The organism is Rathayibacter sp. AY1A5, from assembly GCF_002930875.1.
Taxonomy (GTDB): Bacteria; Actinomycetota; Actinomycetes; order Actinomycetales; family Microbacteriaceae; genus Rathayibacter.
The window spans coordinates 174,585-194,889 of the sequence record NZ_PSTM01000001.1 but is presented as its reverse complement, the minus strand read 5'-3'; the positions used below and the strand labels follow the sequence as shown (position 1 = coordinate 194,889).

The following is a 20,305-nucleotide window of genomic DNA, read 5'->3' as shown; positions in this document are numbered from 1 at the left end:
GTGATCGCGCCTCCGCCACCGAGTCGATCGGCGCGTCCTCCTCGAGAGCGCTCCGATCACTCCGAGACGCACCGATGGAGGTGCGCGGAGGAAGGAGCGCGGAGACGACGAGCACGTCCCGCCCCCGCTCGCCGGAGCACGCAGGGGCGAGACGGCCGGTCAGCTCCCTCCGCCGGCGGCGAAGATGTTCTGCGAGATCGTCGCCAGCTGGCTGCGCAGCTCCTCGAGCTCCTGCTTGGCCTTCTCGAGGGCCGACTTCGTCTCCGGCCAGGTCGACGAGCGGAACTGCGAGGCCAGCGGACCGTCCCAGACGTTCGGATCGGACAGTGTCCGCCCCTGTGCGTCGAGCCGGCTGATCTGATCGGCGAGGCCGCCGTTGACGATCGACTGGATCTGCTGGATCGCGGACTTCGCCTCGTCGGTCGAGAGAACACGTGACATGGATCACACCTTTCTACCCCTGCGGACGGGACCGTCCCGACCGCTCCCCACTCCACCAACGTTTCATGAGGATGTCTCGTCATGGTAGAAGGCAAGACAGCACAGACGGCTCGCGTGGCGTCGACGGCTCGACACTGGCGCGGGAGGTCGACTCACTCGCGAGTGGTGATCGCGAAGGGACTGCTCGAGAGGTCCGAGAACGCGCCCACTCGGGCGCGCAGCTCGCAGGACGGAGTCACCGTGAGGGCGGTCACCGTCAGCCCGTCGGACGACACGGCGACCGCGCCGCCGCAGCCGTCGCTGAAGCGAACGCCCTCCACTCCGCCCGCGATCGCGTCGAGCATGCTGCTCGCCGGCGCGGACGACGGCGTCGCCAGCAGGGGATTCACGGGGTCCGCCCCGCTCGGCCAGACCGGCACCAGCGTCACCGGCAGCGGGGTCCGGCCGACCGTCCGCGCGGGAGTCTCGATCCGCACATCCCGCAGCCGCTGCACGGGATACGCCGTCCCGGTGACCGCAGGGTCGGCCACCGCCTGTGCCGTCGCTGATGCGGCCGCCGCGAGCCACCCGTCCAGGGCGCTCTGCTCGGCCACCGCGATCGGCACGGTCGCCGTGACGTCGACGATCCCCTGCGCCGGGACGTGCAGGTCCGTCAGGCTCCAACCGCAGCCGACCCCGACTCCGGTGACGCTCGGCCGGTTGCGCACCGCCGTCACTCCGGACCAGCTGGCCGCGGGGCACGCCGCCGCGGCGTCCGGGCCCGGCAGCACCTCGAGGAAGGACCCCGAGAGGGGCGCGCTCTGGGCGGAGTAGGAGATCTCGACGACCACGGCCCGTCGCTCCGCGTCCCAGGTGGCCGATCGCGTCACTCCGAGGCCCGTCGGCAGCGGCCGGTCCTGCTGCCGGGCCGACAGGTCGGCATCCGGTGCCGAGGCCCGTGCTCCGCCGCCGCGCGGCTGGACGGCGAGGAGCACCGCCCCGATGAGCAGGACGCCGGCGCCGAGGGCGGCGAGGATCATCCGCAGACGTCCGCCGCGCCCCCGCCGAGCTGGAGCCTCGAACGGCCGTTCCGCCAGGCGCAGCTCGCGGCGCGGCACCGGGCGGAGCACGGTCGCCTGCGACGACGGGCCGAGCTCGGGAGCGGGCCCCTCCTCCACCGGCTCCGACGACATCTCCACCGCCATCCCGCGGAGGACCGTGCCCGGGCGCTCGGCCTCCTCGAACTCCGCCGCGCCCGCCGCGAGCGGCAGCGCCGGCAGCCCGGCCAGCGCCGGGGAGAGGCGTCGCAGGATCCCCGCCGCCTCCGCAGCCGTCGGCCGCGACGCCGGATCCTTCGCGAGCATCCGGTCCAGGAGCGACGCGAGCCGCGGCGGCAGCTCCAGCGGCGGCGGGAGCATCGCGACATGCCGGTAGGCGACCGCGACGTCGGCGCCGGGGCCCGCGAACGGGGTCCGGCCGCACAGCAGCTCGTAGAGCAGGATCCCCGTCGAGTAGACGTCGCTCGGCGGGCCGGCCGCTCCGGTGGCGAGCATCTCGGGCGAGAGGTACTCCGGCGTCCCGATGACACCCGTCGTCGCGCGCGGCCCCTCGGCGACCACGTGAGCGATGCCGAAGTCGGAGACGCGGACGGCGGAGCCCGCATCGTCCGCACCCTCCGCGAGCAGGACGTTGTCGGGCTTCACGTCCCGGTGGACCGTGCCGATCGCATGCGCGGCGGCGAGAGCGTCGAGGATCGAGGCCGCCACGGGCAGCGCATCGACCGCCGGGAGGGTGCCCTCGTCCCGCAGCAGCTCCCGCAGCGATCCGCCGCCGACGAGCTCCATCACGATCCCGAGCGTCTCCCCCTCCACGACGAGGTCGAGCACCTCCACGACGTGCGGGTGCAGCAGACGGGTGAGCACCGACCTCTCACGGACGAACCGCTCGACCAGGCCCGCGTCGTGCACGTGCTCACCGCGGAGGAGCTTCGCCGCGCGGTCCGGCCCCTGCGCGTCGGCGACGCGCCACACCTCGCCCGCGGCACCCGAGCCGATCCGCTCGAGCAGGCGGTAGCGCGCCCCCAGCGGATCCCCGGCACTCCTCGCCATGCCGCCTCCCGCTCTGAGCTTCCGTCATCTTCGAGAGGAAGCGTAGCGGAGACCGCTCGGGCGGATCAGCGGTGGCGCATCGGCCGGATCAGAACCCCTCGTTGGCGCGCGGTGCGTAGTCGGCGCCCAGCGCCTCCAGCTCGTCGGCGGTCAGCTCCACGTCCAGCGACGCGACCGCGTCGTCGAGGTGGTGGAGCTTCGTGGCTCCGACGATCGGAGCAGTGACCGCCTCCTGCTGCCGGACCCAGGCGAGCGCCACCTGCGCACGGGGCACGCCGCGCTGCTCGGCGATGCGTGCGACGGTCGCGACGGTCCGCCGGTCGGCCTCCTCCTGCTGGCGGTAGAGGGTGCCGCCGAAGACGTCGGTCTCGGTGCGCGCCGTGGTCTCGTCCCAGTCGCGGGTGAGCCGGCCCCGGGCGAGCGGCGACCACGGGATCACGCCGACTCCCTGGTCGACGCAGAAGGGGTGCAGCTCGCGCTCGTCCTCGCGCTGGATCAGGTTGTACTGGTCCTGCATCGAGACGAACCGCGTCCAGCCGCCCAGATCCGCGGTGTACTGCGCCTTCGCGAACTGCCACGCCCACATGCTCGAGGCGCCGATGTAGCGCGCCCTGCCCGAGCGGACGACGTCGTGGAGCGTCTCCATCGTCTCCTCGATCGGCGTCTCGGGGTCCCAGCGGTGGATCTGGTAGAGGTCGACGTAGTCCGTGCCGAGACGCCGGAGGCTGTCGTCGATCGCGCTGAGGATGTGCCGCCGCGAGAGGCCGCCGCCGTTGGGGCCGGGGCGCATCCGCCCGTGGACCTTCGTGGCGATCACGACCTCCTCGCGGACCGCGAAGTCCGCGAGCGCCCGGCCGACGAACTCCTCGCTCGTGCCGTCGGAGTAGACGTCCGCCGTGTCGAACGTGGTGACGCCGAGCTCCAGCGCCCGCCGGAGGAAGGTCCGCGACTCCTCCTCGCCCATGCTCCAGCCGTGGGCACCGCGGTCGGGAGCGCCGAAGCTCATGCAGCCGAGGACGATCGAGGAGATCTGCAGGCCGCTGGAGCCGAGTCGGGTGGAGTCCATGCGCGTCGCTTCCGTGTCGAGGAGGGGGTCCCTCCAGCGTCGCACCCGCGAGCGGCGGCGCGCCAGCCGTCCGGCTACACGGCCGGATCGCGACGAGTGGCGGCGACCACGCTCGGGAGGAACAGCGCGACGACGGCCACCGCGGCCGGCGCCAGCAGCGCCCAGCCGATGTCGGGCACGGCGTACTGGCCCTGGAAGGCGCCGAGCGCCACGGCCATCATCACCAGCTGGATCGTCAGCGCCGACGCGCGCATCCAGCCTCGCCGTCGCACGGCGCCGAGCGTCGTCGCGGCGGCCCAGCACACGGCGATCAGCGCGAGGACGACGATGGCGATCCCTCCGCCGACCGTGTCGGCCCGGGTCGTCAGCAGCTCGAGCACGAGCCACGCCGCGACCCCGGCGACGGCGAGCGTCTCGAGGGCCAGGACCGCGATCAGCACCACCAGACCGAGCGGCCGTGAGGCGGTCGGGCGGGGTCCGCGGGACCCGTTCGCGTCAGCGGTCACAGGCACATCCCATCCAGGACTCTTGATTCGGGCTCATCCCCGTGACAGGCTAGTCCAGTTCGTTTCACCGCTCACAGGGTCGTGGGTTTCCGCCGATGTGAACATCCGATCCCGCCGCGCCGTCAGGCACGGGGGCGAGCCGGATGACCAGCACTGGAGCCGGGTGGCCGACGCAGTGCTCACGCATCGCGTCGAGTGCACCGGCAAGAACCGAGCGTTCTCCCGTCCACCACCCCGATCCACCCCGCGCTCCAGCACGGGGCCTCGTGGCGTGCGCCGGTGAGGGCGCGGAGGTCGAGTACTGGTCGGGATCGTCGGCGTGGATCGATCATCCCACCCGAACACTGCGTGGTTCCTCCACGCACGCCTTCACACAAGGAGCACCCGCATGGACTGGCGCGACAAGGCCGCTTGCCTCACCGCAGACCCCGAGCTTTTCTTCCCGGTCGGCAACACCGGCCCGGCCGTGGACCAGATCGAGAAGGCGAAGTCGGTGTGCGCACGCTGCACCGTCACCGAGGTCTGCCTCCAGTACGCCCTCGAGACCGGCCAGGACTCGGGCGTGTGGGGCGGCCTCAGCGAGGACGAGCGTCGCGCCCTGAAGCGCCGCGCCGCCCGCGCACGCCGCGCCTCCTAGGCGCACGAGCCGCTCGGCGGCACGAACGACCCCGACCCCCGTCGCCTCTCGGCAGCGGGGGTCGCGTCGTCTCCGGCTTCAGGAGCGGGCGCGCTCCAGCCATCGCAGCGGCACCTCGATGGTGACCTCGGTGCCGCGCCCGACCAGCGTGTGCCAGTCGATGGTGCCGCCGAGCTCGCCCTGGATGAGCGTGCGCACGATCTGCGTGCCCAGGCCCGATCCGACCTTGCCCTCCGGCAGCCCGACGCCCGTGTCGCGCACCTTCACCGTGAGCTCGTCGTCGCTGCGCGAGGCGACGATCTCCACGTCGCCCTCCCGTCCGGCCAGGCCGTGCTCGACGGCGTTGGTGACCAGCTCGGTCAGGGCGAGGGCGAGCGGAGTCGCGTACTCGCTGGGCAGGTTGCCGAAGCTCCCCGTCAGCTTCGGGTGCACCGTGGTGTTGTGGGTCGAGGCGACCTCGGCGATCAGCAGCAGCACCCGGTCGAAGACCGCGTCGAAGTCGACGTTCTGGTTCAGCCCCTCAGAGAGCGTGTCGTGCACGACCGCGATGGCGGCGACGCGGCGCATCGCCTGCGTGAGCGCCTCCCGGGCGAGGTCGGAGTGGGTGCGCCTGGCCTGGATCCGCAGCAGCGAGGCCACGGTCTGCAGGTTGTTCTTCACGCGGTGGTGGATCTCGCGGATCGTCGCGTCCTTGGTGATGAGCTCCCGCTCCTGGTGGCGCAGCTCCGTCACGTCGCGGCACAGGACGACGGCGCCGACCCGCTCGCCGCGGTCGCGGATCGGGATCGCGCGCAGCGACACCGTCACTCCGCGGGCCTCGATGTCGGTTCGCCACGGCGCCCGGCCGGTCACGACCAGCGGGAGCGACTCGTCGATGACGACCTTCCCCGCGATCAGCTTCGTCGTGACCTCGGCGAGCGACTCCCCCTCGAGCTCGTCGGCGAAGCCGATGCGGTTGAACGCCGAGAGGGCGTTGGGGCTCGCGAACGTGGTGACGCCGTCGACGTCCAGGCGGATCAGGCCGTCGGACGCGCGCGGCGCCCCGCGGCGAGGACCGGTCGGCGCGCCCAGATCGGGGAAGTCGCCCGAGGCGATCATCGAGAAGAGGTCGTTCGCGCAGTCGTTGAACGTCAGCTCCTGCCGGCTCGGCGTGCGCGTCTCGCTGAGGTTGGTGTGGCGCGTGACGACCGCGATGGGGCGGTCCGTCGTCCCGCCGTCGGAGGCCCCCAGGCGGCGCAGGACGGGCACCGCGCGCACGCGGGTGGGCGTCTCCTCGAACCAGTCCGGGGCGGAGGTGTCGACGATCCGCGCGGTCTCGAACGCCTCGACGACCTGGGCGCGCCACTCCGACTTGATCCTCTGCCCGACGAAGTCGCGGTAGAAGAGCGTCGCCGCGCTGCTGGGGCGCGCGTGGGCGACGGCGACGAAGCTGTCGTCGGCCGTGGGCACCCAGAGCACGATGTCGGCGAAGGCCAGGTCGGCGAGCAGCTGCAGGTCGCCGACGAGCAGGTGCAGCCATTCGACGTCCGCTTCGTCGGATCGGCCGTGGGAGAGGACGAGGTCACTGAGGGTCGACACCCGACAAGCCTAGGGCGCGGCCGGGCGGTGCACGCCGGGCTCGCTGTCCACAGCTCGGGACGGCCGACGATTATCCACAGTCTGCGCCTCTGCACTCCATGAGCATCCCTCGACTGCTTCGATGAGGTCGTCCTCGCGTGCCGACCCAGCGCGCCCCGCCCGTCGAGCAGAGAGGTGACCCGGACCCGTGAACAGCTCGTCCTGCCCCAGGAGATCGCCGCATGAGCCTTCCCCTCCACGCCTTCGACTACCGCACCCTCCCCCTCGACCCCGAGGCGGCCGTGGAGCGGCTCACCCTCGCGGAGTTCTTCGCCCCGCAGCCTGCGACCCGCGCGGAGCTGCCCGACCCGGAGCCCCTGCTCGCCCGGCTCACGCACCTCGTGATCGAGATCCTGGAGGGCTCGCGCGAGATCGACCAGATCGCGCGGTGGCTGAGCGACGAGGTCTACCACCACCTGCAGAAGCGGGTCGTGCTCGCGGCCCGCGCCCGCAGCCTGCGGAAGCGGACGGCGCAGCGCGTCCCGTTCACGGTCGGACGGGTGATCGTCACGGAGCCGCGGGACGGCGTCGTCGAGGGAGTCGTGCTGGTGCATCACCGCGCACGGAGCCGGGCCGTCGCGATCCGGCTCGAAGGCACGGACGCGCGCTGGCGTGCCACCGCGATCAACGTGCTGTGAGGAGCGGGTCAGCGCTCCCGGGCGGCCGCACCGGCCGGGAGCACGATCTCCACCCCCCTGTCGCGCAGGGCCTCCTCGAGCTCCGGGGGCGGCGGGGCGTCGGTGACGAGATGATCCGCGCGACCGAGCTCCGCGACCTCCTCGGGGACGGCTTCACCGCCGCCGACTACGACCACGTCGGCGGACTCCCTCCCCAGCCCGGCTCACAAGCGGTGTGCGCAGCGGTGGAGTCGACGCTCGAGGCCTGCTGCGTCCCCGGGCTCGTCCTCGAGACGGACCGGCCGACGACGATCGGCCTCGGCGACACCTTCGCCGGCGGCTTCGTCTCGGCCCTCGCGCGCGGCGAGTCCTGACGGCGGGCGAGGCGGGGTCCGAGCCTCCGCAGGAACGCCGACGGCCCCGGACACCCGCTGCTGCGGGACCGGGGCCGTCGGCGTCGTCCGGGGAGGACTCAGCGGCGCTTGGACTGCGCGCGTCGCTCCTCGCGGTTGGCGGGGGCGTCCGAGCCGCCCGGCTTCTGGCCGAAGGCGCCGGTCGTCGGAGTCTCCTCCGCCTCGCCCTCGGGGAGCGCCTTGCGGGCCTCCTCGGCGCGGGCCTTCGCGGTGGCCGCCTGCTGCACCTGTCCGCGCTGGTCGCGGACCTCGACGCCGCCGGTGTCGCTCGGAGCCGAGTAGCTGAGCTTCTCGGCCGGAGCGACCGGCTGAGCGAGGCCCTTGGCCGCGACTCCGGCGACCTCGCCCTGCTTCTGGGTCACCTCGACCTCGAGGTTGAAGAGGAAGCCGACGGTCTCCTCGCGGATCTGCCCCATCATCTGCTGGAACAGGGCGAAGCCCTCGCGCTGGTACTCGACCAGCGGGTCGCGCTGGGCCATCGCGCGCAGGCCGATGCCGTCCTTGAGGTAGTCCATCTCGTAGAGGTGGTCGCGCCAGCGGCGGTCGATCACCGAGAGCACGACACGGCGCTCGAGCTCGCGCATGGCGGGAGAGCCCAGCTGCTCCTCGCGGCGCTGGTAGGCGAGCTGCGCGTCCGAGAGGATCTCGCGGCGCATGAACTCCTTGTTGATGCGGCCGCGGCTGCCCGCCTCCTGCACCACCTCGTCGATCGTGAGGCTGATCGGGTACAGCGTCTTCAGCTCGGTCCAGAGGGCGTCGAAGTCCCAGTCGTCGCCGTTGCCGTCGCCGGTGTGCACCTCGAGGATCTCGTCGATCACGTCGACGAGGAACTTCTGGGTGCGCTCGTGCAGGTCGTCGCCCTCGAGGATGTGGCGGCGGTCCGAGTAGATCGCCTCGCGCTGGCGGTTGAGGACGTCGTCGTACTTGAGGACGTTCTTGCGGATCTCGGCGTTGCGGGCCTCGACCTGCGACTGGGCGCTGCGGATGGCGCGCGAGACGACCTTCGACTCGATGGCGATGTCGTCCGGGACGTTGCCCCGGCCCATGAGCGCCTCGGCGGCGCCGGAGTTGAACAGGCGCATGAGGTCGTCGGTGAGCGAGAGGTAGAAGCGGCTCTCCCCCGGGTCGCCCTGGCGGCCCGAGCGTCCGCGGAGCTGGTTGTCGATGCGGCGCGACTCGTGGCGCTCGGTGCCGAGCACGTAGAGGCCGCCGGCGGCCTGGACCTTCTCGGCCTCCTCGCCCACCTTCTCCTTGACGGCGGCGAAGACCTCGTCCCATGCGGCCTCGTACTCCTCCGGGGTCTCGGAGGGGTTCAGGCCCTTGGCCGTCATCTCGGAGACCGCGAGGAACTCGGCGTTGCCGCCGAGCATGATGTCGGTGCCTCGACCGGCCATGTTGGTCGCGACGGTGACGGCGCCGAGGCGGCCGGCCTGGGCGACGATGGCCGCCTCCCGCGCGTGGTTCTTGGCGTTCAGGACCTCGTGGCGCACGCCCTTCTTGGCGAGCAGGCGCGAGAGGTACTCGCTCTTCTCGACGCTGGTCGTGCCGACGAGGACCGGCTGCCCGGCCGCGTGGCGCTCCGCGATGTCCTCGACGACCTGGGCGAACTTGACCTGCTCGTTCTTGTAGACGAGGTCGGCGTTGTCGATCCGCTGCATCTTGCGGTTCGTCGGGATCGGGACGACGCCGAGCTTGTAGGTCGACATGAACTCGGCGGCCTCGGTCTCGGCCGTTCCGGTCATGCCGGAGAGCTTCGCGTAGAGGCGGAAGTAGTTCTGGAGCGTGACGGTGGCCAGGGTCTGGTTCTCGGCCTTGACCTGCACGCCCTCCTTCGCCTCGATGGCCTGGTGGATGCCCTCGTTGTAGCGGCGTCCGGCCAGGATGCGGCCGGTGTGCTCGTCGACGATCAGGACCTCGCCGTTCAGCACGACGTAGTCCTTGTCCTTCTTGAACAGCGCGCGCGCCTTGATGGCGTTGTTGAGGAACGAGATCAGCGGGGTGTTCGCCGACTCGTAGAGGTTGTCGATGCCGAGGTAGTCCTCGACCTTCTCGATGCCGGGCTCGAGGACGCCGACGGTGCGCTTCTTCTCGTCGACCTCGAAGTCCTCGCCCTCGTCGAGGCGCTTGGCGAGGTTGGCGAACTCCGCGAACCAGCGGTTCGCCTCGCCCGAGGCCGGACCGGAGATGATCAGCGGGGTGCGGGCCTCGTCGATGAGGATCGAGTCGACCTCGTCGACGATGGCGTAGAAGTGGCCGCGCTGGACCATGTCCTGCGCCTGCCACGCCATGTTGTCGCGGAGGTAGTCGAAGCCGAACTCGTTGTTCGTGCCGTAGGTGATGTCGGCCGAGTACTGCTCACGGCGCTGCTCCGGGGTCTGGCCCGAGAGGATCACTCCGGTCGTCATGCCGAGGGCGCGGAACACGCGCCCCATCAGCTCGGACTGGTACGACGCGAGGAAGTCGTTGACCGTGACGATGTGCACGCCGCGGCTGGCGATCGCGTTGAGGTAGGCCGGAAGGGTCGCGACGAGCGTCTTGCCCTCTCCGGTCTTCATCTCGGCGATGTTGCCCAGGTGCAGGGCGGCGCCGCCCATGAGCTGCACGTCGAAGTGGCGGAGGCCGAGCGTCCGGCGCGAGGCCTCGCGGACGGCGGCGAACGCCTCCGGCAGCAGGTCGTCGAGGGACTCGCCGTTCGAGTAGCGCTCGCGCAGCTCGACGGTCTCGTTCTTCAGCTCCTCGTCGCTGAGGTGCGTGAAGTCCTCTTCGAGGGCGTTGACGGCCTTCGCGTAGTTCTCGAGGCGGCGGATGACCCGCCCCTCCCCGACGCGAAGGACCTTTTCGAGGACAGAGGCCACGGGGTACTCCAAAAAAGTAGAAGACAGGAGTCGCGCGCCGGAGCGCGGACCGCGACCAGCCTAGCCGGGGCGGGCGGCGAGCGGTCGGGGCGACGCGTCCGCCCTGGGCGGACTCCCTGCCTGGGCACGGGGAGGGCCCCGGAGCGGATGCTCCGGGGCCCGGGGTCGGATCTCAGCCGGCGGCCTGCTCGGCGAGCTCGTCGGCCTCGTCGCCGAGGCCGATGACGCCGTAGTCCCAGCCCTTGCGGCGGTAGACCACGCTCGGGCGGTTCGTGTCGGAGTCGATGAAGAGGTAGAAGTCGTGTCCGACCAGCTCCATGTAGTCGACGGCGTCGTCGACGGTCATCGAGACGGAGGCGAAGACCTTCTTGCGGATGACGACGGGGCAGTACGGCTCCTCGACCTCGTCCTCCACCGGCTCCGGCGCCTCCTGCACGGGGATGACGCCCGTGCTCAGCTGCTCCAGCACCGCCGCGTCGGCCGGCTGGATGGCGACGACGCTGAAGTCGTCGGCGGCCGCGTCGCGGAGCGAGGTCGGCCGATGCTGGCCCCGATGGACCTTCTTCCGGTCCTTGGCGCGTCTCACCCGTTCGAGCAGCCGGCCGATGGCGACGTCGAACGCCGCGTACTTGTCGGCTCCGCTCGCCTCGGCCCGGACCACGGGCCCCTTGCCGATCAGCGTCAGCTCCACGCGGTCGCCGCCGGCCGAGCCCTTGCCCTCGGCGTGCCTGCTCGCCTTGATCTCGAGTGCGAGAGCACGATCGGCGAGGTGCGCCACCTTGTCCGACTTCTCCGTCGCGTACGCGCGGAAGCGATCGGTGATGTCGATGTTGCGTCCTGTGATGTCGATGTCCATGACAACCTCCCAGTCGAGTACGGCGTGCCGCCTTTCTCCGGGGCGGACCGTTCACGCCGTGCCCCCACCGTAGACCCCGGCCACCGGATCGTCACCGGGAGTTCGTCCGGATTCTGCTGCTACGTTCCCTCCTCGTTGCGCGGTGCCGGCCAGGGCCGCCGCGGCCCGGACCGTCCCGCCGGCCGCACGCACGGCGCGCCGGAGCTCGAGCAGGGTCGCGCCGGAGGTGACCACGTCGTCGACGAGGACCACCGGCGGCCACGACGAGAGCGGACGGCGGGCGCGGAACGCCCCGTCGAGGTTGCCGCGCCGCTCGACGCGGCCGAGCCCGACCTGGTCGCGGACCATCCGCGACCGCCGGAGAGGACGCGCCGCCCGCCCTCCCGCCGCGGCGACCAGCTGCGCGACGGGATCGGCGCCCCGCCGCACGCGGCCGAGCCAGGAGCCGGGCGGGACGACCAGGATCGCGGGGCTGCCGGCGAGCGCCGCGCCGAGAGCGGGACGCAGCAGCGCGCCGAGCGGGGCGAGGCTGGCCGTGCGGCCCTCCTCCTTCAGCGCGACGACGAGGCGGCGCACCGTGCCCTCGTACGGGGCACCGGTGACGACGAGGAGCGGATCGTCCGGCGGTCCGACGACGCGGGTCAGCAGGCAGGCCGAGGCGGCCGCGTCGGCCGAGCAGTCCGGACAGGGCGCCCGGCTCGTCGGCTCTCCGCAGGCGGGGCACTCCAGCGGGAGGAGGACGGCGAGGGCGTCGAGCAGGTGATCGGAGAGCATGCCTCCACGTTCGCCGTCCGGGCCGCGGCGCGGTGGGTGGATCCGTCGGATCGGGACGATCCGCCCGCCCGACGCGCCTGGGGAGGAGCATCCGGGGAGCGCCGTCGTCGACAGGGCTCGTCGTCGCCGACAGGACCCGTCAGGACCCCATGCCGGTCTGCGTCGCGAGCAGCCGGATGTCCGTCGCGGTCGTCTGCCAGGCCGAGCCCCGTTGCTGCCGGAGCTCCCCGCCCTCGGCGAGGATGCGGACCTGGGTCGAGGTGTTGCCCGCGGCGATCTGGACCGTGCCCGTCGTCGTGCCGAGCGCCGTGGCGCCTCCGCCGAGCAGGTTCATCGTGACGGCGTCCTCTCCCGTCGAGCCGCGCACGACCGACACCACGTCGAGCTCGTCCGTCCAGGCCGCGGCGACCGCGGTCCCCAGGGTCGAGCGGAGGACGACCGGCTCGCCGACCGCCACCGGGTCGCCGTCCCGTGAGCGGGTGATGCCGGCCACCAGCACCGTGGCCTGCTGCCCGTCCTGGGCGAGCGCCAGCATCCGGGTGCCGTCGCGCGACACGGCGATCGAGGCGAGCGACTCGACCTCGCTCCAGGCCGTCGCGACCTGCATCGAGCGCGAGCCGTCCGCGGAGTACGCCACCAGCTGCCCGGGCGAGGCCGACGGCACCGACCAGACGTACCCGAGCGGATCGATGGACGGCGCGACGAGGCCCGACCGCGCGTCGAGGAGGACGTCGGCACCGTCGGGCTCCACGAGGCTCACGCCCGCGGCGGTGAGCACGGCGGCCGATGCGTCCGAGTCGGCCCCGCGCTGCTCGCCGAGGACCGCGGCCCGCGGCTGCAGCGCCTCGATCCGATCCGAGATCCCGAGGCCGGCCAGCCCGGAGGAGCCGAGGAATCCGAAGGCGTCGTCGGTCAGCACGAGCGGCCGGGTGTCGACGCGGGGCGAGGTCGGCAGGCCGGTGACCTCGGAGGGGACGTCGATCGGGTTCTGCTCGACCGAGAGCGCGACTCCGGTGACGTTCGAGACGTTCGCGAGGCTCCGGTTCAGCTGCAGGGCCATCAGCCGCCACTGCGCCGGATCGGCCTCGAGAGCGGCCGGGTTCAGGTCGACCACGGCGCGCTGCGACTCGACCGGGACGGTCTCGGCCGCCAGCGTCGTCCCGGTCGGGAAGGCCGACACGACGGCGGCGGAGTCCCGCAGCCACGGCGTGGGGCCGCGCAGCAGCTCGGTGACGATCGTGGTGCTGGTGGAGCTGTCGGCGCGCGAGGCGAACCAGCGCAGGTCCGGCACGAGGTACTGGTATCCGGGGTCGAAGAAGTAGAGCGCGTGCGTCGAGAAGACCTGCTCGAAGGTGGTGCGGTCGATCACCACGCCGCTCGGCGGCGCGCTGATGCGCCACTCGCCGTTCTCCTGGACGAAGCCGTAGTCGAGGGTCAGGCCGGCCGTGGTGGCGACGTCGGTGTAGACGCCCGTCGCGTCGACCTCGGCGACGGGCGTGATCGTCAGCGAGAGCGTGGATCCCGACTGCGGCGAGGCGGAGCGCTGGCCCTCGTCGACCGTCACGTGCTCGCCCGGCGTCCAGTCGGCTCCGGTGGAGAGGAACTCGCGGGCGATCTTGTAGTTGTTCTGCGGGCTCGACGCGGCGTCGATGAAGCCGGTCAGGATGTCGCGCTGCGACGCACCGACGGCGGGTCCCGACGGGAGGAAGTCGTACTGGAGGTCCTGCGGCGCGGTGTCGGGCCGTCCGACTCCGACGTCGCCGTCCCGCGGGATGCCGGCGCACCCGGCCAGCCCGAACGCGAGCAGCGCGGCGGCCGCGACGGCGCGGAGGACGCCGCGCCTCACGGGAGCACCCCCGCGGCCCCGACCGGAGGAGCCTGCAGCGGCGGGAGGACGATCGGGCCGCTGTAGGCCTGCTCGCCCGCGTCGACCGGGGGCAGCGGGAGCGGCGAGGCCTCGATCCGCTCGCCGCGGTGCCGGGGCACGGTCAGGCGGAAGCAGGCGCCGCGATCGGGCACGGACCAGACCTGCAGCCAGCCGTGGTGCAGGGCGGTGTCCTCCTGCGCGATGGAGAGGCCGAGGCCGGTGCCGCCGAGCGTGCGGCGGCGGGACGGGTCGGCGCGCCAGAAGCGGTCGAAGACGCGCACCACCTCCTCGCTGCTCATGCCGTGCCCGTAGTCGCGCACCGCGAGGGCGACCGCGCTGGCGTTGCTGTCGACGGTGACGACGACCTCGCGGCCGTCGCCGTGCTCGATCGCGTTGCCCAGCAGGTTGCGGACGATCCGGCGGATGCGGCGCGGATCGAGGTCGGCGTCGAAGTAGCCGCCCGGGGCGGAGAGAGTGAGCCGGGAACCGTTCGCCTCCGCGATCCCGCGCATCGCCTCGATCTCGTCGCCGGCCAGCTTCACCAGGTTGACCGGCTCGAGCTCGAGCTCGGCCGATCCCGCGTCGTGGCGGGAGATCTCGAGCAGGTCGGCGAGGAGGCTCTCGAAGCGGTCGATCTGGCTGTGCAGCAGCTCGACCGTGCGCTCGGCGACCGGGGCGAAGTCCTCGCGCTGGTCGTACAGCACGTCCCCGGCCAGCTTCATCGTCGTCAGCGGCGTCCGGAGCTCGTGCGAGACGTCCGAGACGAAGCGCTGCTGGACCTGGCTGAGCGTCGCGAGCTCGCTGATCCGGTCCTGCAGGCTGTCGGCCATGCCGTTGAAGGACCGGGCGAGGGTCGCGATCACGTCCTGGCCCCGCTCGGGGATCCGCACGTCGAAGTCGCCGGCGGCGAGGCGCTGGCTCGTCTCGGCCGCGACCCGGACCGGGGCGACGACGATCCGCACGACGACCCAGCTTACCGCTCCGATCAGCAGGATGAGCAGGATCCCCGCCACGTTGAGCACCTGCTGCACGAACTGGAGCGTGCGCTCCGCGTCCGCGAGGGAGTAGCCGATGTACAGCTCGTAGCGCCCGGCCGAGCTCGGCAGCTCGAGGGTCGAGCCGACGAGGATGCCGGGCTGCTGCTGACCGGAGGCGTCGAGCGTCACCGACTGCCAGTACTGCCCGTCGGAGCCCGCCTGCACCCGCTCGCGCAGCGCGTCGCTGATCACGCCGTTCTGCAGCTCGCGGTTGTAGATGTCCTGAGGCGCCAGCGAGGACGCCTCCTGGTCGGGCGAGCGCACGACGGCGATCAGCGCGGAGGAGGAGGCGTCCCGGACGGCGGTGCGCACCGAGCTCATCACCTCCTCCATGTCCTGGCGGGTGGAGACTGTGGCTGCGTCGAGGTATCCCTGCGCGGCCCGGGTCGCGCGCGACGTGTCGCCCGTGACCTGCGTCAGCCGTGACTGGAACAGGTTGTCGCTGATGCTGTACGAGAGGTAGACGCCGGTCGAGCCGATGGCGATGCCGCTGAGCAGGACCGTGATCGCGACCGCGCGGAACTGCAGCGACGTGCGCCACACCCCGAGCACGCGGCGGGGCCACCGGCGCACGTCGGGAGCGGCGAGGCGGGGCACGGTCAGCCCGGGAGGACGGCGCCGGCGCGGTAGCCGACGCCGCGCACGGTCATCACGATGCGGGGGTCGTCCGGGTCCTTCTCGACCTTGGCGCGCAGGCGCTGGACGTGCACGTTCACGAGGCGGGTGTCGGCCTTGTAGTGGTAGCCCCAGACCTGCTCGAGCAGCATCTCGCGGGTGAAGACCTGCTGGGGCTTGGAGGCGAGGGCGAGGAGGAGGTCGAACTCGAGCGGGGTCAGGCCGATGCGCGTCTCGCCGCGGCGGACCTCGTGGCCGGCGACGTCGAGGCTCAGGTCCCCGACCTGCAGCACCGCGTTCGCGGCGGCGGTGGCGGGACGCAGGCGCGTCCTGATCCGCGCGACGAGCTCCTTGGGGTCGAACGGCTTGACCATGTAGTCGTCGGCGCCGGACTCGAGGCCCTGCACGACGTCGGAGGTGTCGGACTTGGCCGTCAGCATGATGACGGGGACGCCGGACTCGGCGCGGATCGCGCGGCACACCTCGATCCCGTCGATCCCGGGCAGCATCAGGTCGAGCAGGACCAGGTCCGGCCGGGCCCGCCGGAAGGCCTCGAGGGCGCCTGAGCCGTCCGCGCAGAAGGAGACGTCGTACCCGTCGGCGCGCAGGACGATGCCGATCATCTCGGCCAGGGCGGCGTCGTCGTCGACCACCAGAATGCGCGCGCTCATCGGTCTGCTCTTCCTCGTCTCGGGTCGCGCCCGCCCACGGCGCGCACGGTGACCCGACCCAGGCTAACCGACGCACCTCTCCGTGGGCGGGGAGCGGGCTCTGCGGGCGAAGGGGGTCCGCTCGGGGGAGGACCCCGCCCGCACGCCTGTGACAGCATGGAGGGGATGACCGACGCAGCTCAGTGGCCCCCGCCCGCAGGGCGTCCGGACGACGCGGCCGTCCCGGCGCAGGACGGCGACCGGCGCAGGCCGCTGCCCGCTCCCGTCGCCCCGGCCTGGTCGCCCGCGCCGCCGAGCGCAGGCCCCGTACCACCCGGTCCCGCCGGGGGCTCCTGGTCGCCCGCCGGCGCCGGCACCTGGTCGCTTGGACGCCCAGCGCCCGGCTGGACTCCCCCGCCCAAGCCCGGTCTCGTGCCGCTGCGCCCGCTCGGCTTCGGCACCCTGCTCGGCGCCCCGTTCCAGGTCCTCCGCCGCAGCCCCCGCACGACCCTGGGCGTCGCCCTGCTGGTGCAGGGCCTCGGGTCGGTGCTCGCCCTGGCGGTCTACGGCTTGATCGCGGTGCTCGCCGTCGGGCGCATCGCGCAGGCGGAGTCCGCCGACCGCGACGCCGTCGGCGCGGGCTCCCTCGCGGTCGTGGTCCTGGCCGCCCTCATCCCCCTCGCCGTCTCGCTCGCCAGCGGTGCCCTCGTGCAGGGCGTGGTCGTGCTCGAGGTCACCCGCGGCGTCCTCGGCGAGCGGGCGACCTTCCGACAGCTGCTCGCCCGGCTGCGGGGCCGCTTCTGGGCGCTGATCGGCTGGACGGTCCTGCAGGGCGTCGGCTACCTCCTCCTGGTGCTCCTCGCCGTGGCGCTCGCCGTGCCGCTGTTCGTCATCGGAGCGATGGACGGGACGTCGAGCGCGATCGTCGGCGGGATCCTGGTACTCGTCGGCTCCGGCCTGGTCGCCCTCGCGCTGGGGGTCTGGCTGTCGACGAAGCTCGCCCTGGTTCCGAGCCTGATCGTCGTCGAGCGGCTGCCGCTGCGCCGTGCGGTGGCGCGCTCCTGGCGGCTGGTGGCGGGCGGCTTCTGGCGCACCTTCGGCGCGCTCGCGCTGATGACCGTGATCATCCAGGTCGCCGGCCAGATCGTGGCCACGCCGTTCAGCCTGCTCATCCCGATCGCCGGCGCCCTGATCGCCCCGACCGACCCGGACGCGCAGCTCGTCACCTCGCTCGTGGTGACGATCGCCTCCGTCGCCGTGGGCTTCGTGATCGGCGCCGTCGGCACCGTGCTCCAGTCGGCCGTGACGGGCCTCGTCTACCTCGACCGACGGATGCGCCGCGAGGGCTTCGACCTGGTGCTGATGCGCCACGTCGAGGAGCGCGCGGCGGGCCGCCCCTCCCCCGATCCCTTCCCCGTGCCGGAGCGCCCGTGATCCTCGCCGCGGCCCCTCTCGAGCCCGACGCGGAGCAGGCGCGCCGACTCCTCCTCGAGGAGCTCGCCGACCCGCGCTACCGGGCGGCCGAGCCGACCCTCTTCGACCGGGTGGTGCAGGCGGTGCGCGACTGGTTCGCCTCCCTCACGCTGCAGGGCGACGGCCCGCCGGTGCCGATCGCCGCCGTGATCGGCGTGCTGGTGCTGGTGGCGCTCGTGGTCGCCGCGCTCGTCATCGCGGGACGGCCCCGCGCCGGTCGCCGCAGCACCGTCACGGGAGCGGTGCTCGCCGACGACGACACCCGCTCGGCCGCGATCCTCCGCTCGCTCGCCGAGGCCGCGGCCGCCCGCGGGGACTGGGACGAGGCGCTCGTCGAGCGCTTCCGCGCCCTGGTGCGCTCCCTCGACGAGCGGACCGTCCTGCGGGTCTCGCCCGGCACCACCGCGCTCGGCCTGGCGTCGCGCGCCTCTGCGGCCTTCCCCTCCTCCGCCGCCGCGCTGCGCCGCACGGCCGACGACTTCGACCGCGTGCGCTACCTCGGGCAGCCCTGCGGCCCGGCCGAGTACGAGCGGGTCGCGGCTCTGGACCGCGAGCTCGCCGCGGCCTCGCCGGTCCTGGACGCCCTGGCGGCGCCCCGGTGAGCGCCGACACGGTCTCCAGCCCGACCCTCGGCGCGCTGCTGCGCCGCGGACGGGTGTGGGTGCTCCTGCTCGTGATCGTCGCGGTCGGCACTCTGCTGCTCACCGTCGCGACCGGGACCCGGGTGGCCGCCCCGGACCTCGACGTCGACAGCGCGACCCCGGACGGCGCCCGCGCGCTCGCCCAGGTGCTGCGCGATCAGGGCGTCGAGGTCGTCCGCGCCGACGACCTGGACTCCGCTCTCGCCGCCTCCTCCCCGGACGCGACACTGCTCGTCGACGACCCGGACGTGGCCCTCGACGAGGCCCAGTACCGCCGGCTCGCCCGCGCCTCGGCCTCGCTCGTCCTGGTGACCCCGGGAGGAGCCGCGCTCGACGCCCTGCTGCCGGACGTCCGCTTCGCCGGCTCCCCAGCCGGCGACGGCCCCTTCCGCGCCGAGTGCCCGCTCCCGGCGGCCGAGCGCGCCGGGACGCTCCCCGCCGGAGGGAGCACGTACCGGATCCTCGACGACGGCGACGCGGTCGGCTGCTTCCCCTCGGGCGACGACGGCTTCCTGCTCGTGAGCACCGGGTTCCCGCAGGGCGCCGACGTCACCGCGATCGGCGACGCCGACCTCCTCCGCAACGGCACCATCGGCCAGGACGGCCGCGCCGCTCTCGCACTCGGACTGCTCGGCGGTGAGGACCGGCTGGTCTGGTACCGCGCCGGAGCCGCCGACTCGGCGAGCACCACCCCTGCACCCGCCGACCTCGCCCCCGGCTGGGTGACTCCGGCTCTCCTGCTGCTGGTGGCCGTGTTCGTCGCCTCCGCCGTCTGGCGCGGCCGCCGGCTCGGCCCGCTCGCGGTCGAGCCGCTGCCGGTCGTCGTGCATGCGAGCGAGACGGCCCGCGGCCGCGCGCGGCTCTACGCGCGCGGAGCCCTGCGGCCCCGCGCCCTCGACGCACTGCGCATCGGCACCCTCCGGCGGACGGCCGCGCTCCTGGGACTCGCTCCGGCGACCGGGGTCGACGAGATCGTCGCCGTCGCCGCCGAGCGCCTCGGCCGCGATCAGGCCGCGCTGCGCCGTCTGCTCGTCGACGACCTGCCGGGCGACGACGCCGCCCTCGTCGCCGCCTCCGACGAGCTCCTCCGCTTCGAGAGCGCGCTCCGCGCCGCCCTCTCCCCGACGACCGCCCGACGACCGGAAGGCCCCTCCCGATGAGCGACACCACCCCCTCCGCCCGCGACGGAGCGCCGGTCTCCGACGACGACCTGCGCGCCGAGCTCGACCGGGTCCGCTCCGAGGTCGGCCGCGCGGTCGTCGGCCAGGACGGCGCCGTCTCCGGGCTCCTGATCGCCCTCCTCGCGGGCGGCCACGTCCTGCTCGAGGGCGTCCCCGGAGTCGCGAAGACGCTGCTCGTGCGCGCCCTGTCCGTCTCGCTCGGCCTCGACACCCGCCGGGTGCAGTTCACGCCGGACCTGATGCCCGGCGACATCACCGGCTCCCTCGTCTACGACGCCTCCACCTCCGGCTTCGCCTTCCGCGAGGGCCCGGTCTTCACGAACCTCCTGCTGGCTGACGAGATCAACCGCACGCCGCCGAAGACCCAGGCCGCGCTCCTCGAGGCGATGGAGGAGCGCCAGGTCAGCGTCGACGGGCGCACCCTGCCTCTGCCGGACCCGTTCCTCGTCGCCGCCACCCAGAACCCGGTCGAGTACGAGGGGACCTACGTGCTCCCGGAGGCCCAGCTGGACCGGTTCCTGCTCAAGCTCGTGCTCGACATCCCGCCGCGCGACGTCGAGGTGGAGGTGCTCTCGCGCCACGCCGCGGGCTTCGACCCGCGCGACCTCGACGCCGCGGGCGTGCGACCCGTGCTCGACGCCGCCCGTCTGCGCGCCGCCCAGGCCTCGGCCCGGCGAGTCGGAGCCGGTCCCGACGTCCTCGGCTACATCGTCGACCTCGCCCGCGCCACCCGCGAGAGCCCGAGCGTCAAGCTCGGCACCAGCCCCCGCGGCTCGACCGCCCTGCTCGCGGCGTCCCGCGCCTGGGCCTGGCTCAACGGCTACGGCTCGATCACCCCCGACCACGTGCAGGCGATGGTCCTGCCCGTGCTGCGCCACCGCATCCAGCTGGAGCCGGAGGCGGAGCTCGAGGGCGTCCGCACCGAGGCCGTCCTGGGCGGGATCCTGCAGCAGGTCCGCGTCCCGGTCTGAG

The 20,305-nt window shown here is 73.2% G+C and carries 18 protein-coding genes; 7 read left to right on the top strand and 11 right to left on the bottom strand.

What is annotated here, in order from left to right:
- Nucleotides 1–159: 159 nt before the first annotated feature.
- From C5B98_RS00955 to C5B98_RS00940, 4 genes are all read right to left on the bottom strand, one after another.
- Nucleotides 160–441, bottom strand: coding sequence for a pyrophosphorylase (locus C5B98_RS00955; RefSeq protein WP_104224124.1), 282 nt, complete (start codon nt 439–441; stop codon nt 160–162).
- Between the two features lie 152 nt (nt 442–593).
- Nucleotides 594–2,528 (bottom strand): serine/threonine-protein kinase, encoded by a 1,935-nt coding sequence (locus C5B98_RS00950; RefSeq protein WP_104327134.1) that lies wholly within the window; start codon nt 2,526–2,528, stop codon nt 594–596.
- Between the two features lie 88 nt (nt 2,529–2,616).
- Entirely contained in the window at nt 2,617–3,594 is a 978-nt protein-coding gene (locus C5B98_RS00945; protein WP_104257096.1) for an aldo/keto reductase, read from the bottom strand.
- Between the two features lie 74 nt (nt 3,595–3,668).
- Nucleotides 3,669–4,100, bottom strand: coding sequence for a hypothetical protein (locus C5B98_RS00940; RefSeq protein ID WP_104246659.1), 432 nt, complete (start codon nt 4,098–4,100; stop codon nt 3,669–3,671).
- Between the two features lie 388 nt (nt 4,101–4,488).
- Here C5B98_RS00940 and C5B98_RS00935 point away from each other — a divergent pair, with 388 nt between their 5' ends.
- Nucleotides 4,489–4,737: a WhiB family transcriptional regulator gene (locus C5B98_RS00935; protein WP_055788231.1), complete on the top strand. Its 249-nt coding sequence runs from the start codon at nt 4,489–4,491 to the stop codon at nt 4,735–4,737.
- Nucleotides 4,738–4,815: 78 nt separating this feature from the next.
- Here C5B98_RS00935 and C5B98_RS00930 read toward each other — a convergent pair whose 3' ends face one another.
- The gene (locus C5B98_RS00930) at nt 4,816–6,315 is read right to left on the bottom strand and encodes a sensor histidine kinase (protein WP_104224128.1); all 1,500 of its coding nucleotides are present in this window, start codon (nt 6,313–6,315) and stop codon (nt 4,816–4,818) included.
- 221 nt (nt 6,316–6,536) lie between these two features.
- Between C5B98_RS00930 and C5B98_RS00925 the strand changes: the two genes are divergently transcribed.
- On the top strand, nt 6,537–6,992 hold the full coding sequence (locus C5B98_RS00925) for an Rv3235 family protein (protein WP_219812326.1): 456 nt from the start codon (nt 6,537–6,539) through the stop codon (nt 6,990–6,992).
- A 110-nt stretch (nt 6,993–7,102) separates the two neighbouring features.
- Nucleotides 7,103–7,345: a carbohydrate kinase family protein gene (locus tag C5B98_RS00920; RefSeq protein ID WP_146076850.1), complete on the top strand. Its 243-nt coding sequence runs from the start codon at nt 7,103–7,105 to the stop codon at nt 7,343–7,345.
- A 98-nt stretch (nt 7,346–7,443) separates the two neighbouring features.
- Here the strand turns inward: C5B98_RS00920 and secA are convergent, their stop codons facing one another.
- The 6 genes from secA to mtrA form a co-directional block, all read right to left on the bottom strand.
- A complete protein-coding gene (gene secA, locus C5B98_RS00915; protein ID WP_104225488.1) occupies nt 7,444–10,239 on the bottom strand; it encodes a preprotein translocase subunit SecA in 2,796 nt (931 codons plus the stop codon).
- 172 nt (nt 10,240–10,411) lie between these two features.
- On the bottom strand, nt 10,412–11,095 hold the full coding sequence (hpf, locus tag C5B98_RS00910) for a ribosome hibernation-promoting factor, HPF/YfiA family (protein ID WP_104224131.1): 684 nt from the start codon (nt 11,093–11,095) through the stop codon (nt 10,412–10,414).
- Nucleotides 11,096–11,146: 51 nt separating this feature from the next.
- The gene (locus tag C5B98_RS00905) at nt 11,147–11,869 is read right to left on the bottom strand and encodes a ComF family protein (protein ID WP_104255254.1); all 723 of its coding nucleotides are present in this window, start codon (nt 11,867–11,869) and stop codon (nt 11,147–11,149) included.
- 139 nt (nt 11,870–12,008) lie between these two features.
- Entirely contained in the window at nt 12,009–13,715 is a 1,707-nt protein-coding gene (locus C5B98_RS16755; protein ID WP_181065417.1) for an LpqB family beta-propeller domain-containing protein, read from the bottom strand.
- Nucleotides 13,712–15,370 carry an MtrAB system histidine kinase MtrB gene (mtrB, locus tag C5B98_RS00890; RefSeq protein WP_244229464.1) on the bottom strand — a complete coding sequence of 553 codons (1,659 nt, stop codon included), beginning with the start codon at nt 15,368–15,370 and terminating at the stop codon, nt 13,712–13,714. Before mtrB ends, C5B98_RS16755 begins: the two co-directional genes overlap by 4 nt.
- Before the next feature lie 2 nt (nt 15,371–15,372).
- On the bottom strand, nt 15,373–16,059 hold the full coding sequence (gene mtrA / locus C5B98_RS00885; protein ID WP_104224133.1) for an MtrAB system response regulator MtrA: 687 nt from the start codon (nt 16,057–16,059) through the stop codon (nt 15,373–15,375).
- Nucleotides 16,060–16,224: 165 nt separating this feature from the next.
- Here mtrA and C5B98_RS00880 point away from each other — a divergent pair, with 165 nt between their 5' ends.
- The 4 genes from C5B98_RS00880 to C5B98_RS00865 are packed head-to-tail and all read left to right on the top strand — an operon-like array spanning nt 16,225 to nt 20,304.
- Nucleotides 16,225–17,472 carry a hypothetical protein gene (locus C5B98_RS00880; protein WP_146076849.1) on the top strand — a complete coding sequence of 416 codons (1,248 nt, stop codon included), beginning with the start codon at nt 16,225–16,227 and terminating at the stop codon, nt 17,470–17,472.
- The gene (locus C5B98_RS00875) at nt 17,469–18,113 is read left to right on the top strand and encodes a DUF4129 domain-containing protein (protein ID WP_104232800.1); all 645 of its coding nucleotides are present in this window, start codon (nt 17,469–17,471) and stop codon (nt 18,111–18,113) included. The genes C5B98_RS00880 and C5B98_RS00875 overlap by 4 nt, the downstream gene beginning before the upstream one ends.
- A complete protein-coding gene (locus tag C5B98_RS00870; protein WP_104225485.1) occupies nt 18,110–19,312 on the top strand; it encodes a DUF4350 domain-containing protein in 1,203 nt (400 codons plus the stop codon). Before C5B98_RS00875 ends, C5B98_RS00870 begins: the two co-directional genes overlap by 4 nt.
- Nucleotides 19,309–20,304, top strand: a complete 996-nt coding sequence (locus C5B98_RS00865) for a MoxR family ATPase (RefSeq protein WP_104224137.1) — start codon at nt 19,309–19,311, stop codon at nt 20,302–20,304. Before C5B98_RS00870 ends, C5B98_RS00865 begins: the two co-directional genes overlap by 4 nt.
- The last annotated feature ends 1 nt before the right edge of the window (nt 20,305 follow it).

What these genes read in the sequence shown, in the direction of transcription:
- C5B98_RS00880 (WP_146076849.1), top strand. Translation starts at nt 16,225, where the DNA reads ATGACCGACGCAGCTCAGTGGCCCCCGCCCGCAGGGCGTCCGGACGAC.
- mtrA (WP_104224133.1), bottom strand. Translation starts at nt 16,059, where the DNA reads ATGAGCGCGCGCATTCTGGTGGTCGACGACGACGCCGCCCTGGCCGAG.
- C5B98_RS00905 (WP_104255254.1), bottom strand. Translation starts at nt 11,869, where the DNA reads ATGCTCTCCGATCACCTGCTCGACGCCCTCGCCGTCCTCCTCCCGCTG.
- C5B98_RS00935 (WP_055788231.1), top strand. Translation starts at nt 4,489, where the DNA reads ATGGACTGGCGCGACAAGGCCGCTTGCCTCACCGCAGACCCCGAGCTT.
- C5B98_RS00945 (WP_104257096.1), bottom strand. Translation starts at nt 3,594, where the DNA reads ATGGACTCCACCCGACTCGGCTCCAGCGGCCTGCAGATCTCCTCGATC.
- C5B98_RS00920 (WP_146076850.1), top strand. Translation starts at nt 7,103, where the DNA reads ATGATCCGCGCGACCGAGCTCCGCGACCTCCTCGGGGACGGCTTCACC.
- C5B98_RS00950 (WP_104327134.1), bottom strand. Translation starts at nt 2,528, where the DNA reads ATGGCGAGGAGTGCCGGGGATCCGCTGGGGGCGCGCTACCGCCTGCTC.
- hpf (WP_104224131.1), bottom strand. Translation starts at nt 11,095, where the DNA reads ATGGACATCGACATCACAGGACGCAACATCGACATCACCGATCGCTTC.
- C5B98_RS00925 (WP_219812326.1), top strand. Translation starts at nt 6,537, where the DNA reads ATGAGCCTTCCCCTCCACGCCTTCGACTACCGCACCCTCCCCCTCGAC.
- C5B98_RS00865 (WP_104224137.1), top strand. Translation starts at nt 19,309, where the DNA reads ATGAGCGACACCACCCCCTCCGCCCGCGACGGAGCGCCGGTCTCCGAC.
- C5B98_RS00955 (WP_104224124.1), bottom strand. Translation starts at nt 441, where the DNA reads ATGTCACGTGTTCTCTCGACCGACGAGGCGAAGTCCGCGATCCAGCAG.